Below are 19381 nucleotides of genomic sequence, written 5' to 3' on the forward strand. Positions count from 1 at the left end.
CCGCGTGTCGTCATCCGTTCGATCGGCGAGACCGGCAGCATCGTTCGGTTGTACCGCGACGGACGTGAAGTCGGATTGGGTGTCGCGCAAAGCCCCGTCGACTTCCCGCTGAACCTGGGATCACTCGGCGACGGAACGTTCTCGTTCACCGCCACCGCGGAAGACCCGACCGGCAATCGCAGCGCAACGTCATCGTCACTTTCCATCACCATCGATACCACCGCCCCGCGGATCGATTCTTTGCGATTGGATCCCGCGAGCGACACCGGAACGCTGGGTGATCAGACGACCGAAAACGATTTCATTTCATTGATCGGAAAAACGGAACCCGGCGCGGTTGTCTCGGTCGCGGGCAGTCTCCAAACAACCGTCGCCGATGCCGCCGGCGACCTTCGGCTCGAAGGCATTCCGCTGCGATTCGGCCCCAATCGATTGACCGTCACCGTCGCCGATGCATTGGGCAACCAGCGACCGCGCAGCATCAATGTGTTCCGCCCGCGTTTGGAATCCAACCCGCCCACGATCGCTTTCACCTTGGCCGACGACACAGGGCGTTACCAAACCGACGCCGTCACTGCCTCAACTTCCCTCAGCGGCGCGCTGAACGACGAATCGAACGTGACAGGGTTGTTCTTGACGGTCGCATCAACATCCGACGAACACTCCACGCAACATACAACCGGGCCGTTTGATGTTTCCGGTGCGATCACAGGAGATGCGTTTCATCTCTCCGCGGCCGCGATCGAACACGCCATCGGCACGGGACTCGACGATGGCAACGTCACCTTCACCCTAGTCGCGGTCGACCAATACGACAATGCGTCCCGGGCGGAATCGATTTCGTTTGTCCTTGATCGTACCGCACCCGACGTCCCGCCGGAATTGCGGCTTTCTGCGGACAGCGATCACGGTCGCGACTGGACCGATCGAATCACCCGCGCTACCTCGCTGGTTGTTTCTCTGGATGTTCCCGAACTGGCCAACGTGGCATTCTTCGTTGATGGGAATCCGCATGCCGAATTTCTGTTACCCCAAGGCGTTGGCGAAGTCACGTTGGCGGGAATAGCGGAAGGGCATCACGTGATCACCACGTCGGTGACTGACGTCGCCGGGAACGTCAGCGCCGTCGGTGCCGCACTCGATGTCTCCATCGACACGACGCCGCCAAATTCGGTCGTCGCCGACCTTCAACTGCCGCCGCTGAACTCGGACTCCGGCGTCCTCTCAGGTTCGACGGAAGCCCACGCAACGGTGCGCATCTATCGCGGATTGGACTCGCAAACCGCCATCGCGGAAACCATCGCAGCGAGCGACGGCGGTTTCCAGATCGATGCCATTCGGTTTGCCGATGGCGTCAACCGGTTTCGTGTCGTTGCCGAAGACATCGCCGGCAACGCCATCGAGACCAACGTCTCGGCACGATACGACGCCCCCGACCGTTCCGCCCCCCAAATCCAGTTGGCACTGGAACGCGACACGGGCGCTTCCGATACCGATCGATTGACCAACGATCCGACTGTATCTGGAATGGTCGATGACGCCAGTCAGATCGCAAGTTTCCAAATCAGCGTCGACGATGGACCGTTTGTCCATTCGCTCGGTTCCCTTCGCGACAACGCGTTCACGCTCTCGCGCAGCATTCTGGAGACGATCGCGGGGCATCAACTGAGCGACGGTGAGAGACGAGTTCAGATGCGAGCGACCGACATCGTCGGGCATGCTTCGGAAATCGCCGAGTTGACGTTTCAGCTGGACACCACACGCCCGGACGCCCCGGCTCCGCTTGTCCTGGACACCGCCAGCGATTCGGGAACCCTTGGCGACGGCATCACCAACCGCGACACATTGACGTTCATCACCGGCGTGACGGCGACCGATGCAGAAGTCGTCTTGTATGCCGATGGAGAAGTCGTCGATCGTGCCGATGCTGCCGAATCCCTTTCGCTCCAAACCCGCAGTCTGCCGGGGCGGCACCGCTATGTCGCCCAATCAATCGACGCCGCCGGCAATCTCAGCCCCTTCACCGCGGCCCGTTTCATCACCTTTGACGACAACTTCATCGCACCGGCCATCGGGCTGAACGAAACCCAGCGACGCGATGACCTGGGCAGTCCCCTTCATACCGATTCCTCCATCGTTTCATTGGTCGGCCGCGCCGAACCGGGAACTCGATTGCAGATCCTGGGGAAACCGAACTTCGCCGACGCCGATGACTTCGGAGCTTTCACAATCGATGATGTCCGTCTCGGCGCAGGCGTCAACCCGCTGGTCGTCTCGGCAACGGACCTCGCGGGCAACGTTCAAACCGTCGAAATCGATTTGACCTTTGTCGACATCGACGGTCCCGCATTCGACGTGAACCTGGTCAACGACACCGGGCGCAGCGGCACCGATCGACGCACCCAGGATCCGACGATCGCCGGCACGGTCCGCGACGCGTCGGCGATCGTGTCGCTCTTCGGGTCTTTGAACGGATCGCCGCCGCTCGATGTCACAGCCGCCCTGGTCGAAAACACCTTGATGATCGACTTGTCGACATTGGAATCCATTGCCGGCCAGAGCGTGGCTGACGGACGCCATCTGCTGACACTGTGGGCAACCGATGCGGCTGGAAATGAATCTTCCACCGAATTTCAGTTTGACCTGGACCGTCAAAGCCCGCCGCTGCAAACCCCGCCGGACCTGATGACGTCCAGCGATCTCGGCCACAGCGATCAAGACAACTTGACGTCGAACACCGAGCCTGTGGTGCGTGTGTTTGCCCAGCGGGGAGCATTGGTCAAGTTCTACGTCGATGGAACACTGTCCGGCGAACTCTATTCCACCGGCGCGGCACAGTACACGTTACCGAGTCTCGACAGCGGAACGTACAACGTCACCACCACCATCGAAGACGCCGCGGGAAACGTGGCCGGCCCATCGGAGCCACTGGTGTTGACGATCGATGCGATCCCGCCATCGGACCTCACCCTGGAATTGATGCCGCTGCACCAAAGCAGCGTGCGGGCCAATCACACGACCGATGCCCAAGTCAGCTTGATCGGAACCGCAGAACCCGGTAGCCGAATCACGATGCCCGGGCAGCGAGAAACACCGATCGCCGATGCCGCCGGCACGTTCTTCTTCATCACTGATCTGCAGGTCGGCTCGAATGAGTTTCGTGTCAGTTCGGAAGACCCCGCCGGAAACCGAATGGAACAGACCGTTGTCTTCACACGCGGAGCCGTTTTACCTCCGGAATTCACGTTCACGAGTGTCATCGACCATGCGATCACGCCGCCAAGCATTCAAGGGCGACTGCGTAGCGAAACTGCGATCGCCGTCGCCGAAGTCAGCACCGACCCGAACTTCTCCGGTCGCGTCGTTGACCTGACGGCGTACACCACCGCCGATCGGTTCGTGTTGACATCGTCCGACGTCGAAATAATCCATGGCGCGCCGTTTGTCGACGGCGATCACGCGTTGTACTTTCGCGCGACCGACAATCAAGGCCGAACGAGTGCCCCGACAGCGCTGACCTGGACCCGAGACACGGCAAGCCTAGCTGGACTGCGAAGCTCGGTCACGCCGTTGGGCGATGACTACCGCTATGTGATCACCGCAACCGCCGCAGCCAACACCAGCAAACGACTCGACGCGATCACTTTACCGATGGCCACGGGCGTCACCGCAAGTGACTTCGTCGTCCCCGCTTCTTGGTCGGTCGCCTACTCGCCTGGTGACTCCGCCATCAAATCCTCACCCATTGACGCGGCCGACGGACTCAGCGGCACCGGCGAGCTGACGTTCAGCTTCACCGCAACGACTGCGCCGACCCAAACGATCGCCACCGCGACGATGGCGGATTTGGCAAACGGCGCTGCGACACGGCACGCCTCCGTGTCGCTTGCTCTTCCCTCGGCAACCGATGCCGTCGCGGTGCCGGATTACTTCCGCGGCAACGCATCCGAGACGCTCTCCGTCGACGCTTCCCTTGGCCTGCTCGCCAACGATGCTTCTGGTGTCACCGGAGTGTTGGTCGCCGACGATGCGACTCGCTGGGGAGCAAGCATCACGGTCGCCGCCGATGGCAGCTTTACACTCGGCCCCGCGGATACTTACACCGGAATCGGCCTGGGGGAATCGATCACCGACTCGTTCACCTACACCGTCCGCACCGCCGACTTCAGCCTGCACACCGCCACGGTTTGGATCACGATCGAAGGTGAAAACCAATCTCCGGTCGCCGTCCAAGACGAACCATCCAACACGGCGGTTTCGCTTTACACCCGCGCGGGCACGTCGTCGACCATCGCCTTGGCGGATCTATTACGAAACGACGTCGACCCCGATGTCAACGACTCGCTCGCGATCACGTCGGTTGAAGCAACCAGCCTGCTCGGTGCCGCCGTCACACTGTCTGGAAGCGGCCTGTTTGCCGACCAGATCGTCTATGACCCGAGAGGCGTCGCCGCGTTGGATTCGCTGGCCGCCGGAGAACATCGGATCGATCGGATTACTTACACAATCAGCGACCCCAACGGCGTGACCCATTCATCGACCGCGAGCGTTTGGGTTCAAAGCCCGATCAACCTCGCCCCCAGCGCCGCCCCTGGAACAGCTCGCCTCACCGAAGACGGAGTAATCGATCAGGCCACCTTCGATTCCCTCCTCGCCGGTGCCGTCGATACCGACCATCTGCCCTCGGATCCGGAATTGGCCGCCGTGGAAGAAGTCGTCACCAGCTCGCTGGGCGCCACGGTTTCGATCTGGCCAGACGGAACGTTTACCTATGACTCCTCCGACGTCGTCGCGATTCAATCGCTCTCCGAAGGCGAAACCACCGAAGACACCTTCTTGTTCCGCGTCACGGATGGCCTGGGCTTCTCGGCCGCTCAACCGATCATGCTTACCGTTATCGGCACCAACGACGCTCCCTCTGCGGTCGATGACGTGTACATCGGCGTGCCGGCAGACGGCTTGTTGACGACCAACATCGGCAACGGTTTGCTGGCCAACGATTTCGACACCGACTCACCGCCACCGCTGATCGTCGATCCCAGTCAAACCGCTTCGCATTCCGTCGGCGGCGCGACGATTTCATTACGTCCCGACGGCACGTTCGACTACGACCCGCAGGGTGTCTTTGACCATCTTGCCGAAGGCGAAACGGCATTGGACACGTTCACCTACGTCGTCTTGGATGATCAAGGTGCCGAGTCGGCCGCGACCGTTACCGTCGAGATTCACGGCGTCGACGACGCGCCGATCGCGGGTATCGACGACATCGAACGTGGCTATTGGACCGTCGCGTCACAGACGATCGAAGTCCCCGCCGACGAAGGTGTTTTGACCAACGACCACGATCCCGACTCGGCGTCCAGCGGCACCGTCTTGGCCGCCTCCTTCGACGGACTCAGCCAATACGGTGCACGAGTGATCGTCCGACCCGACGGCAGTTTCAGCTACGACCCGACCGCCAGCCAAACGCTCCGCGATCTACAAGCCGCCGGCGTCGACGTCATCGACAGCTTCACCTACACGCTCACGGAGGTTTCTTCGGCATCGGCAGCCGCCACGAGCGAAAATCAACGCCCCGCTGCGCCCCTCGAATCCACAAGCGAGGGCGTGGTGGAGATCATCGTGCGCAGCGGTCCCTCGGCGTACAGCTTTGACGTCGTCGGCAAGGGTTACGATCGAATCGGTTCCGGCGTCTCGATCAACAACCACGGCAACGTCGCCTACACCGCCACCCTATCGGGACGCGACACCCCGTTGATCTGGAGCGATCAGACGGGTACGGCGAAACCGCTGATCCCCAATGAATTCCTGTTCGGCGACGCCACCGTCTCGTCACCACCCCGCGGCTCAGGAACCGACACGCCCGAATTGCGATTCAGCGACAACGTGCAGCTGACCGACTTCAATCGTCTACTCGTCCAACGTCAGTTGAACGCCCGCACGGTCTCCGGCGTGATCCAGGTCGGTTATCCCTTGCTCGAATTGGCCGACGTCGCGCTGTCCTATGCGGAACTCTGGAACGCCGAACGGGTCTTGGCGGGCGACAGCTATGGAACACCCAAACAATACGCGGTCGGCGATTCGGGCTTGGCCAACGCGGGGTTGCGTTGGGGCGATCCCAAGTTTCTGGACCTGCAACTCTCAGGCTTTGCCGCTGTCCTGCCCCCAATCTCCGGCACCGCTCTGCTGGGCGAACAGACTCTGGTCCCGCGCGTTTGGACGCTCGATCCGGTCTGGTCCAGCACCTACTTCACCCCGGCCAATCCTGTTTGGAACGTTTTCCAAGACCCCGACAACTTTGATTTTTCACTGTTCCGTAGCGTCGCCCTCGGTACATCACTGGCCTCCATCTACGAAGAACAGCTCTACGTGACCCCCTTCACGTCGATCTATCCCGCAAGTGTCACCGTCAATAATCTTGGCCAGTCGATCTTCGTCGCCGAAACCAACAATTCGGAAATCAGTGCGGAACTGAGCCTGGTCACGTACAGCGAAGATCGCGCGCAGCCCTACGTCCAAATTCCCATCACCGATCCCGTCGAAAACATCCAGCTTTCAGACGTCGGCTGGGGCGTCTACGTCGATGACGGCCGCATCGTCACCATCGACCTAGACGGCAACACGCACCGCCTGGAAAACTTTCAAGCCCTCGACAAGGGCGTCGCCATCAGCGACACCGGCATCATCGCCGCGGCGGCTGTCGGACCGATGGGACGCGGGATCTATGCGATCAACCCGCAAGACAACAACTGGATCAAAGTCGTCGGCGAGTCGGCAGACGCCTACATCGACCCCAACGAAGTCAACGTGGACGATATCGGGATCGGCGGCGTCTCGCAAATCGTCGAAGGTGCCATCGGCATCAACGGTCTGGTCACGCTGGAATCGCTCGACGAAGCCTCCGGTTCCAGCGACGGTGATCCCGAAACCGACGATGAGGAAAAAGAAAACGACGACTCGCTGGTCGGAGTCGCCGGCGGACTCGTCGGGACGATCGACGGCACGTCCGGTGCGGCTGCCGGAACCCCGTTCCTGACCGTCGCCTTCATGGCAATCGGCAGCGGCGGAAAGAAAGGCCTGCACACCGCACGGTTCTATTTCCCGTCCGACTTGAAACAAGCCCCGCTGCCGCCGAGTCAATTCCTGGGGCACTCGGTGGTCGCGGAAATCGGAGACTTGGTGCCCAAAGCCGGCCGCATCGATGCCATCGAAGGCTTCGACATCATCAACAACTCGGGACAAATCGCGTTCGCAACCCACGACAAAGTGCTTCGTGCTACCCCGCCGCCGTTGACTTCCGGCGAAGTGGTCTACGCGTTCGAAGGCCGCTCGTTGACCGACAACACCGTCTTCCGACGCCTCGTCGATCAACCCGTCCCCACCGAACCGGACGGCAGCAGCAACCAAACACCCGATGCATCCGGGTTGTACGTCGGAGCGTCCGTTGCCACGTTCATCGCCGGCGACCCCGATGCCTCCGCGGATCAATTCCAGGCGACGATCTACTTCGGCGACGAACCGCTGCACGATCAAGCCGAGGGTCGCGGCGACGCGACGGACCACGAACCGATCCCCGCGTTGATCATCCCAAAATCGAGTGCCGGCGGTTCCGTCCCGCTGACCTTCGAAGTCGTGACCGAACACCAGTACCTCCGCGAAGGTCCCTACGTGATCACCGTGCTGATCACCGACACCAAAAACGATAACGGCGGTCTGGCGGTCACGCTTGCCAACGTCATCGATGTCACCACTGAAGAAGAGATCGAACGTTTGGCGCTGCTGGACGAAGAAGGCAACCCGATCGAGCCGACGGTTCAAAGTTTCGCCTTCCCATTCATCGAATTTGAATCTCCCGACGACGAAGACGACCTACAGACCGACGAACCTTTGAACGTGAAGGAACCGCGGCAAGCGGTCGAATCGACGTTCTCCTCGCTGGGCCTGAAAACCTTCGTCGCGATCGACCACAACAGCGGCTCCTTCGAAGTCGCCGCGGTCGGCAGCGCCGGGTTCTCCTATTCGTTCGGCCTGGAAACCGCCGGCAGCGACGGCCAAGGGGAGCCGAACTTCAAACAGCAAGGCGACGGATCGGAGATCAAAGTTCGCCAAGTCGTCGCGCGAGGACGGGTCAATACCGTCAACTTTGCCGCCGGCGGATTTTATGTTGCCGATTACGAAACGACCTTCGACGGAAAACTCGAAAACACCTTCACCAGCGAAACCAACTCGTTCGCTGAGACCTCCGTAACCGAAGCCTCCGTGACCAGCTTCTTCGTCGATCAGAAAACCGTCGTTTATGCCCCGGGGAATCGCGACAGCACCGTCGTCGATCCATACTTCGACTGGAAACGCACCTCGGAAAGCACAACCCGCTACACGACCGTCGGAGAACGCTTTGTCGATGGGGATTTGGCCGGCCAAATCGACAACTTTATCGGTGGCGGCGGCAGCTCGTTCGTCGGTGACTTCACCTTGCAAGGCAATCAAACGACGACCGAAACACTGCATGAGTTCGGCACTGAAACCTACGACGTGACCAAGGACCTGAGGATCGTCACGTCCAGCCGAGTCGATCACCGCGGCGGACGACAACAGTTTCAGTTTGTCGACGTGACCGAGTCGACCAGTGACTACCACGTCCACGGCGTGATCCCCCAAGCCGGCGACTACTCGCTGCAGATCGATACCGTCGCCTCCTCGACCATCATCGAGCGATCACAGACCAACGGGACGCTACGGTCCGCCTCCAGTGGCTCCTCAACGGTCACCACCAACGCACTGAAAACCTACGACGTGACCAGCGGGCGGTTTCAACTTTCCAGTTCGTCCACCAGCCAGTCCAACCACGAACAAACCGACACCAATCAAACGCGAACCAGCGAATCCAACAGCCAGACGACGTCGACTTCCACGTTGTCCGGCAGCGGCCACGACCTCGATGGCGATTTCGACTTTACCAATCAGTTCCATTCGACATCTCAATCCACCACCACAACCGCCAACGCCGTCGATTCGAACTTCCTCTCCACCACGTCCCAATCCGGCACGACATCAATCGTCGTCGACCAGACCGGCGATCTGTATCGCGGCAATTATGCCTACGACGAACGCTCCGCCCAAACCACGACGTCACAATCCGTCACGACCAACGGCCCCGTCACCTCGACATCCAACTCAACCGCAACCACCCACAGTGAAAAACGGAGCCAAGGAAACAAGAAGACCGGCGACTTTTTGATCGAATCCAAATCAAGTTCGGTCAGCGACACCCAAATTGTCGAGACCAACCAGACTCGCCGAAGCGAATCGAACATCCACGCGGAATCCGAATCGGATGCCGAAAAATCGGGCAACGCCAAACAAGGCGACTTCTCGTTCAATGGCTACGGTTTCAGCCAGACGACAACCCACCAAGTTCAAACCAACACTCAGCCATCCGGTCAAATCCAACGCATCGAAACCGACGAATCGCAGACCGGCGAATCGTCTTACTCAGGATCCGGCAGCGCAAAGACCGCACAAGTCATCAAGGACGAACAAAACCGCTCCACCCTTTCGGCCACCCAAACCACGACCAACCAGACGCTCCAGTCGACGCGAACCTCCACCAGCGAGTCCTCCGGGAAATCCCACTCGATCACCAACACACTCACCGGCGATTTCACCAGCGAGAACGAAAGTCGAATTCGATCCGATTCCCAAACGGTCGTGACCAATCAAGACGTTTCGTCGCGGTCCGAAGTGTTCTCCGAAAGCAGCACGGCTTCGACGACCGAGGGGAACCGCATCTCGGGCGAATCCACTAGCCAGTCCAGCTCCGTCTCCACGTCGCAAACCGAAGAGTTGGCGAACTTCCTGACTCAAACTTCCACGACGTTCGGGCACGCCACTTCACGCACCACGGCATCATCGCAACACAATTCGGTCACCGGCGCCTTTCAGACCAGCCAGTCAACACTGGATGAAGTCGACCAGCAATCGACGACGACGAATCAATCGTCCACCACCATCACCTCCAGCCGCGGAACCTCCACACAATCTTCCACCGCCAGCGGCAACTCCATCGTCGGCGATCACTCCGAAACCAGCCAACTGAGCCGCAACACGACGTTACTGAGCGTTTCCCTCAACGGCCGTCAGCCGATCACAACCGCCGAGCCCATCGTCTTTCCCGCCGATCCGGATTCCCCGATCGCGACGCTCGCCGACAACCAAACCATCATCATCGACACCGGCCGGCTCGTCGGATTGACCGAACAAAACGTCAATGCCTCCAGCACCACCAGCAACGGATCATCGACAACCACATCCAACTCCATCAGCGGCCTGTTCGAAGAATCGTCCACGACGTCCAGCACAGTACGAACGCTGTCCAGCCGAGAAAACCAAGGTTCGGTGACGTCGGTCGAAACAGAATCGACGTCCACAACCGTTTCGGAATCCTGCGGAAACTCGATCGTCGGAAACTTCATCGCAACCAACACCCAGGCCTCCAACTCGACCGACACCTCCACCCACTCCAATCAAACGCTTACCCGAGTCCAAACCAATACCACGACGGTGAACGAAGCCGCGAAACTCACCGGCAACCGGATCACGGGCATCGTCGACCACATTTCTGATTCCAGCCGCGAAACGGTCTCGGACACGACGATCACGAATCAAACCCTGACGCAAACTCAACACTCCCAGTCCACTTCAACCAGCCACGTCACCGCACAGAACAATCAGATCACCGGCGAGAACGAATCGACCAAGACCACCGACCAGTCGTCAAGCACGTCATCGACTGCTGCTAACGAGACACTCACGACCGGCGAGACGTCGACATCCAGCGGACAAGTGACCGTCATCAATACCGGCAATCAAAACACCGGTGACTTTTCCGAATCGCGGTCCGCCACCGGCACCGTGGAAACCGCTACGACCGCAAGCAATCGATCGCTCAGCCGGTCCGGCACCAAACGCACCGAATCAACGTCCTCCAGTTCCGGCACCGGAAACTCGGTCACCGGCTCTTATGATGGATTGGAATCGCTTCAGCAATCGATCACGGCTTCTGTTACCGAATCGAATCAGTCGTTGACCGATGCGACCACCTTGACGACGACCATCGATTCAACGACCCAGCGGAGCGGCAATTCGGTCACGGGAACCTTCTCTGATGCCGAGTCTTCCGTATCGACTTCACATCAGACCCAAACGATCACCAACCAGTCACGCACCACCGACATCACGAGCGTCGTGCAAACGGATTCGACGCGTTCCCTATCCGGAAATCGACTCTCCGGCGACTACACCGAATCGGCAGGCGACGAACAGACCGTCACCCAAAACGAAACCACGGTCAACGGACCACTGACGACCACGTCGGCGCTCGTGGTCACCCGTTCCAGCGAGGCCCACTCGGCCGGCAACTCGATTCTGTCAACGGCGTCAACATCCAACACCGTCGTCGAAACCGCCATCCAAACGGACACGTCCACCAATGCGCTCGACTCCGCCACGATCTCCATCACCGCCGCGTCGACGTCCACCAATCGACGCGACGAAAACCAGATCACGGGGCTGTATTCAGACACGTCGACCTCTGCCGTCACGTCCACCCGCTCGACGACCTCGACCAACCAAACCGAAACCACCGAAAACGCCACCGCGACGACGTCTTCGGTAACCGTCACCGCTACGGGAAACCATGTCCTCGGCGATTTCCAGCAACAAAGCAATTCGACAGCCACCGCCGAAACCGACGAAACCACGACCAATCAAACCCGCACCGAAACCGTCGTGGCGACCGAAACCGTCACCACCTCGGATCAGGTCACCGGCAACCGAATCTCCGGTCTGCGATCGGGAACCTCCGAAAGCGTGACCGAAACGTCGATGGCGACCACCCTGACCAATCAAATCCTGTCCAACCAAACGCTCGACGTCCAATCGACCATCCTCGAATCGGTCACCCAAACCTCGACCTTCACGGGTGATTCGATCGCCGGTTCCACCACCAGCGCGGCCCAAACCAGCGGCACAAGAACACGAGCCGAAACGCACTCCAACGGCACACTGCAAGCATCGGCCGACGAAACCACGACGTTCTCGTCCAATCGCACACGCACCGACAATGCGATCACCGGCAGTTACGACGATTCAAACTCCGGCTCACAAGACTCGACAATCGTTGGAACAGACTCCAATAAATCACTTGCCGTCGACTACACGACCACCGAAGTCAGCAGCTACGAAAACCATTCCAACGGAAATGTGATCGCCGGCGATTTCACGAGCACCTCCGCCGGCTCGTCCTCCTCGACTCGCGTCTGGACATCCACCAACGGGCCGCTGACGATCCAGGCAACCGGCATCACCCGCGAAACCACCGAAGAATCGCTGCTCGGCAACTCGATCGCCGGAACCAGTCAGTCGGAACTGCTGATCCAGACCACCCGCAGCCTCGATCAGACCGATACCAACCAAGACTTGACGGTCACGATCCAGTCCGCCGAGACCTCTGAGACGACGACCGAATCAAGCCGATCACAATTCACCGGCGCGTTCACATCGTCCAGCGAAACCACCGCCAGCGGGACACGCGACGAATCGTCCAGCAACCAAGGCTACACGTCCACGGTCGCCGACGTTTTCTCCACCAGTTCCACGACACACCACTCGGGCAACGCCATCACCGGTGCATCGACTTCCTCCGAAAGTGCGTCCACCCAATCGACAACCACCGCATCGGGCGCCGTGCAAACCGAGACGACCGCCGAAACGACGACCACCACAGCGACCTATTCCTCCAGCACCACGTCCAACTCGGTGACCGGCACTTACGACACCGAGTCCTCCAGCTCCTCAACGCAGACCGTTGCACTTTCGCTGACCAACCAAACACTCCTTGTCAGCGGTAATTCAACAAGCACGTCGGTCACCGAGTCAACCGAATCCGGCAACTCGATCGCGGGCACCTATCAGTCCGACGCCACCACCAACACGACCGCGTCCGGAACCGGTCGCGATGAGAACCAGGTGCTGATCGTCGACTCCACCTTCGAAACCACGTCAATCTCCCGGAACCAGGAATCGGGCAACCGCGTCGAGGGCACCTATCAATCGACGGTCACCGCGACCTCGACCGAGCAACACAGCGAATCGAACCAAATTGACCCCGATTCGACCAACACTTCGACGAACAATATCACGTCGACGGCGACGACGGCGGGCGACCACCTGACCGGATCTTACGCGTCATCGAGTACTTCCAAATCCGCATCGACGTTTTCGGAAACGTTCGCCTACCTGGATTTGACCGCAAAAACGTCATCCAGCTCCACGACCGAAACCTCCCAGGCGGCGTCCGGAAACGCGATCAGCGGCGACCATTCCCGGACCACGCATTCCGAAATCGCATCTGCCGGCACCACGGCCGAGAACAATCAAGACATCACCACCGTCGCCACCACGTTCTCCAGTTCCACCGTCAGCGACACGACGGAGGTCTCCAATGCATTGACGGGAATCTATTCCAGTTCAACCACCTCGACGTCCAACGCGTCGTCCAGTGAAACCAGCAGCAATCAATCGCTCTCACTGGCCACCACCGCATCGTCCGAGTCTTCCGCGACGACCACCCGCAGCGGCAACCGTGTCATCGGAACGTTCTCCGAAACAGTCACGTCAATGTCATCGACGACCCGCAACGAATCGACCACCAACCAAACGCTTTCCAGCGTCATCGAGGTATCGTCCAGCGGGACAGCTTACACCAGCACCTCCGGAAACGATTTCACCGGTGCGTCGACCTTCGAATCATCCGGCACCACGTCGACAACGACCTCGCAAACCGACACAAACCAGACTCAGACCGTGGCGATGGAGGAAACACAAGCGTCAAGTTCCACCAGCAGCGGATCGACCAATTCCATCACCGGCACCTACCAATCGACTTCGACGACTGAGCGACAAACCGAACTCCAAGAAACCACGACCAATCAAACCTCAACAACCACGCTGGAGCGAACCGGTAATTCCACAACCACATCATCCCACTCCGGCAATCAAGTCACGGGCGACTACACGTCAACAGTTTTGACCGAGTCATCGGCCGTCGTCACCGGCACCAGCGTCAACCAAACGCTCTCGGTCACCACGACCTCGCAATCCGAAACCGCCTCGTCGACGACCAACGAAACGGGCAACACCCGCTTCGACGCGTACGAAACCGAGACGACTTCGTCACGCACCGTCGCCACCACCCAGATGTCGACCAATCAAACCCGCTCGACTTCTGCCAGCACCAGTTCGACGACCGAAACGTCGACGACTCGCGGCGGCAATCGAACCAGTGGCCAATACACCGAAGACGCGACGCGGGCCGTGAGTTCGTCGGCGACCGGATCGTCCTCCAATCAAACCCTGTCTACCTCCAGCGAAACGTCCGACGCGTTCGAAGAAGTGTTTCGGCAAATCGGCAATGACATCACGGGGCTCTACAACGTCACCTCCTCGACCATCTCGACGTCCAACCAAGAGCTGACCGAAACCAATACCGATCGCAGCGTCACCGACGCGTCGTCATCCACCGAGACAATCACCCGCAGCGGCAGCGGCAACGCGATCACCGGAGACTACCGCGACAGCGTCGAATCGACCGGCCAATCCACGCGAAACCAATCCGGCACCATCGGTGACCGATCGTTTACCTCGCAAGAAACCATGTCGACCCGCAGCGACTCCACTTCCACGGGCAACGCAATCACGACAGCCGATTCCAGCACCTCCTCCTCCAGCGAGACCTACCACTACAGCAAGAACACGACCTACGCCGACGGCAGCGACGAAAAGACGATCACGAGAACGGCAGCCCAGACCTCTGCGACGACCAGCAACTCCATCACCGGCATCTACGCCTCATCATCGAGCAGCTCGAGCACCACTGCGATCAGTGAAAACGGAATCCGCAGCGAATCGTATTCCGCGACGTCCGAAGTTCAATCCACAACGGAATCCACCGATTCGGGCAACTCCGTCACCGCAGCGTTTGAATCCGAATCCAGTTCCGAAGTCAGCACCTCGGTGTCACGCACCTTGACCGACGCCGATGGCACCACATTGTCGATCACCGAGACCGCCAGTAACGATTCAACCGGCACGCAATCCGGCAATCAGATCACCGGCGTCTTCACCAGCACCAGTGATTTCGATGGCAGCAAGACGACGACTCAAACGGTCGTGTCCAGCGACGGCGTGCACGACCACACCGCCGTCAATCGAACTTCGATCGACACCGCTTCGACCGGCAGCGGCAACTCGATCACCGGCACGATCGCGTCGGAAACCGATTCAACCGTTGTCACTTCGCTCGCCCAAGACGGACCCGTCGGCGGCCTTTCGGTCGACTATGACGCCACCACGGCCGACATCGCCGATACCGATTCAGTCGGCAACGCGGTCACCGGTGTGTTTGACGTCACCCGCACCGGCGAAGCAACCTGGTCGTTCACCCAAAACATCGATCGAGCCGCCGCGGGGCATTCGAATCTGTCTGGCAACGGAGTCCAAACGTATTCGAGCGATCGAGACGAGAACACGTTGACCGGCGAGGCGTCGCAGGTCACGAGGGGAACCGAGACGTATGCTTTGTTGCAAACCGGTTCCGATGCCGGCGGTGTGTACGAAGTCGACTTGTCCGGCCAAGACGCGTTCACCGAATCGGAAACCGTCAACGGGGAAACGGGCGTCTTCCAGCGGTCGAGCGAGGTAAATGGAGCAGCAACGGGCTCACGCACCGTCGGCGGCGTGACCGCCAGCTTCAGCGACCTGATCGACCAAGTGGTCACGCAAGCGGGCAACTACATCGACGGCGACGTCGACATCACGTTCAGCGGCGCGGGGCGGTACGATTCGTTGATCGACTTCGTCGACACGTCCGATTCCGCCGGTAGCACGCCGGGCAACCTGGATCATTCGCCGACCGGTGTACCGACGGTGATGGGCGAAGCGCCACCGCTGCCGACCGCCGGAGCGGCCGAATCGCTCAGCAAAGTCTCCGCGTCCGCAATCGACTTTTCCGCCACCGCGCCGACCGAAACGTTGGCCGCTGCCTCATTCCGCGACGTCCAGTCCACGGGCCTCGCCGGCGTGACCGTCGGCAGCGAATGGTCCGGCAGCTCGATCATCGCCGGCTACGCCAACCAAGGGGCCCAGGCGATCGAGCAGTATTGTTTTCCGGCCGGAACCGAAATCCTTCTTGCCGACGGCCGCACCAAGCCGATCGAAGCCATTGCCCCCGGCGACCTCGTCGCCTCCCGCCCCCAACCCGAATTCCCCCACCAAAGTCACCCTCTCGCGCACGCGAAGGTCTCCCATCAAAGTCAACCTCACGGGCACGGGAGGGTCGAGCGAAGCAAGGGGAGGGTCTCCCATGCTCCCCTCTCCACCACCCCCGGCACGGTCACCGAAACCTACCACAACGCCCCGCAGCAACTGCTGCACCTCCACATCGGCGACAGGAAACTCGCCACGACCGCCGGCCACCCCTTCTACGTCATCAACCGCCCCACCGAGTCCCCGCAGTCCCCCGCAGCGACTTGGAACCTGGAACCTGAAACTTGCAACTCCCCCGCAGCAACGTGGAAACTCGCCGCAGACCTCACCCCCGGCGACCAACTCACCACCGCCGACAACGTTTCCCTCACCATCACCGCAATCACACGCGATGCATCCCCGCCCGTTCCCGTTTTCAACTTTTGTGTCGCTGAGCATCACAACTACCACGTCCGCGTGCCCGGCACTGACCATTTTGTGCTCGTCCACAACGAATCCTTCGGCACATTCACCTACGGATTAGAACCGGTCCCCGAAGCCCAACAGGCGTTTAGTAACAGCGCCCTTGGGGAGCTGATGGAGTATGCGAGCGGACTGTTCGACGCCGCCTACGACGCCGCTTCACCGTACTTGTCGCAGCTGGACAATGCCGTCTCGTCGATTCAGGTTTCATCGCCTCAGTGGTTAAGCTCGCTCGGCGGATCGTTGCTGTCGTTCGCATCCGACGCCGGGGCGACCGCCAGCGGCGTGGCCAGTGCGGTCGGAACACAGCTCGCCGACGCGACCAATCACTTGTTGATCGACGTCGGTAACCTGGCGATTCAAAACGGACTGTTTCAGATCGGTGGCGCGCTGACGTATGCCGGTCAAACGAACGCCGTCGCAGCCACGCTCAGCAACATCGACGTCGAAGTCGTTGTGGCGACCGGCGCATTGGTGGTCGGTTCGGCGGCCGCGTTGATCGCCAGTGGCGGGACGGCGCTGCCGCTGGTCGCGGGCATGTGGGCCGGAGCGATCGACGTCTATATCCAAGGCGAACTGAGCGGTCAGGGGGCCGGATTCGCCGAGATTGCACTCGGGGCGACGTTCGGTTGGCTGGATCCGATCGGAGCGGTGGGAGGGCTCGCGGGCGGGGTGATCGGCTACGCAGGCGCCGATGCGCTCGGACTGTCGGGCGCGGAAGGCTACATGCTCGGCAGCCTGATCGGCGGGATCGCGGGGACCGGAGTCGCGGCGACCGGTCGCGGCGGGTCGATCCTGTATGCAGCCCGAGCGATGGCGCAGGACGCCGGCGGCGCGGGGATCGGGTTTGCCTATGGACAGCTGACCGGGCAAGACTTCAGCACCAGTCTGCAGTACGCGTTCTACGGTCAGATGATCGGCGGCACGATTGGGGCGTTGACGGTCAAGTGTTTCGTCGCCGGCACGCCGGTGCACATCCCTTCAAGCGACCCCAACCAAACATCGGTCACCAAGCCGATCGAACAGCTGCGTGTCGGCCAGCGGGTGTTGGGCGAGAACCCGCTGATCGATCGCGCCGATGCGTGCTTGTTGGAACCCGACTGGTCTCAGTACGTCGCGGTGACCGCCAAAGTCTCCAAACGCGACGGAGACGTGTTGGAGCTGACGACGCTCAAACCCGACATCTGGCTCAAGCGGAACAACGTCCGCGTCGGCCAGCGCACCTTGATGGACATCCCGGTCGCCGATGTGCACAACGAAGCCCTGATCACGGCGATCAACCCCAACCCCGACATCCAACCCGGCCCCGGCCGAGTCATCCTCTCCACCTTCCGCCACACCGCAACGGAGATCCTCCACCTCACCATCGAAGGTGAACCCACCCCCATCCAAACCACTCCCGATCACCCGTTCTGGGATGAAGACCGAAAGTGGTTTGTGCCGGCAGAGGAACTACATAAAAGGTCAAAACTGCGCCAGGGTGATCGACTTGCTCAGATTTATCGCACGCATACCAGCAAAACAAAAACGACCGTCTTTAATCTGGAGACGCAAGGCGAAAACGTGTATGAAGTTGGGCGCAGCCGGTTGCTGGTGCACAACTCGAGTCCCTACGGCGATCATGGAGCAACACGAAAAGGTCCACCTCACGTAAATAGCAGCGGGTTTCGCGACAACCACGAAAGAATTTTCTCACCTCCCGATTGGAAGGCCTGGTCGCAAAGTTTGGACAAAAAACTCACTCCAACAAATACAGCTCAGGACCTGTACGAAATCGCCCAAACGGGTCCCATCAACTTCCACGTAAAAGGTGGCGGCACGAAAATATGGGCGGATGGAATTGACGAATCAGCTGCCTCAGCTTTGGAGGCAAAGTATATTACCGATGCATCAAGAAGTCCGTTTGTTGCTGAATCGCTAACTCCAGACTTCATAAGAAAAAAGATCGCAAACGAAATTGCTGACGAATTCCGAAGGTATGCCGCTGTTATCGCTGATCCCGCAAACCCACTAAAGCAACTGGTCGTTCACGTGAACGATGCACGCGCCGTTCCATTTTTTGGAAGCCTGATAAAACGATTCAAGATTCCAGGTATCGTCACGGTTTCTCCATAGTCTCTCAAAGTTCAAAATGAAATTCTTCATCTCACCTCCCGAAGCAACAAGCTGGAACCTTGAAGTCCAAGAATTGGCTCACGCGATCCAGAAAACTTTTGGCGACATTGAGATCCATCCAATGGAACACGAAACCTCACATGCACTTGAATGGACATCGGCAAACGGAATTGAGGGAAGCCTTGATTCTGATCGAAATACGATTGTCCTTGAAGGAGACATTGGTGCATGTGCTCGCTTTGCACTTTGGTATCGCGACTTTGTACCGAATGCTCAAGCACTCGTATTTTTTGACGAAAGCTATAGTGCCGACGTCGCGCTTACTGCCAACACGAATATCGACGATTTAATGACTCCATTTGTTCCTGGTTGACTAACAAACTCGCAAATGGTGCCACCAACGAACAAGAACAATGGGGAAGGAGGTTCTATTTGCACGTTCCAAACAAGAAAAAGGGGAAGGGGGTTTTATTTGGCAGAT

Annotated in this window: 2 protein-coding genes (1 of these 2 only partly in view); both read left to right on the forward strand. The window is 59.6% G+C overall.

Annotation, left to right across the window (positions count from 1 at the left end):
• Positions 1-18900, forward strand: the end of a protein-coding gene (locus TBK1r_RS15940) for a CARDB domain-containing protein (RefSeq protein WP_145212512.1). 21756 nt of this gene lie to the left of the window's left edge; only the last 18900 of its 40656 coding nucleotides appear in the window; its start codon lies off the left edge, out of view; it ends in the stop codon at positions 18898-18900.
• Between the two features lie 16 nt (positions 18901-18916).
• Positions 18917-19273 (forward strand): hypothetical protein, encoded by a 357-nt coding sequence (locus TBK1r_RS15945; protein WP_145212515.1) that lies wholly within the window; start codon positions 18917-18919, stop codon positions 19271-19273.
• Positions 19274-19381: the final 108 nt, after the last annotated feature.

This window comes from Stieleria magnilauensis (assembly GCA_007753675.1).
GTDB classification, from domain to species: domain Bacteria; phylum Planctomycetota; class Planctomycetia; order Pirellulales; family Pirellulaceae; genus Stieleria; species Stieleria magnilauensis.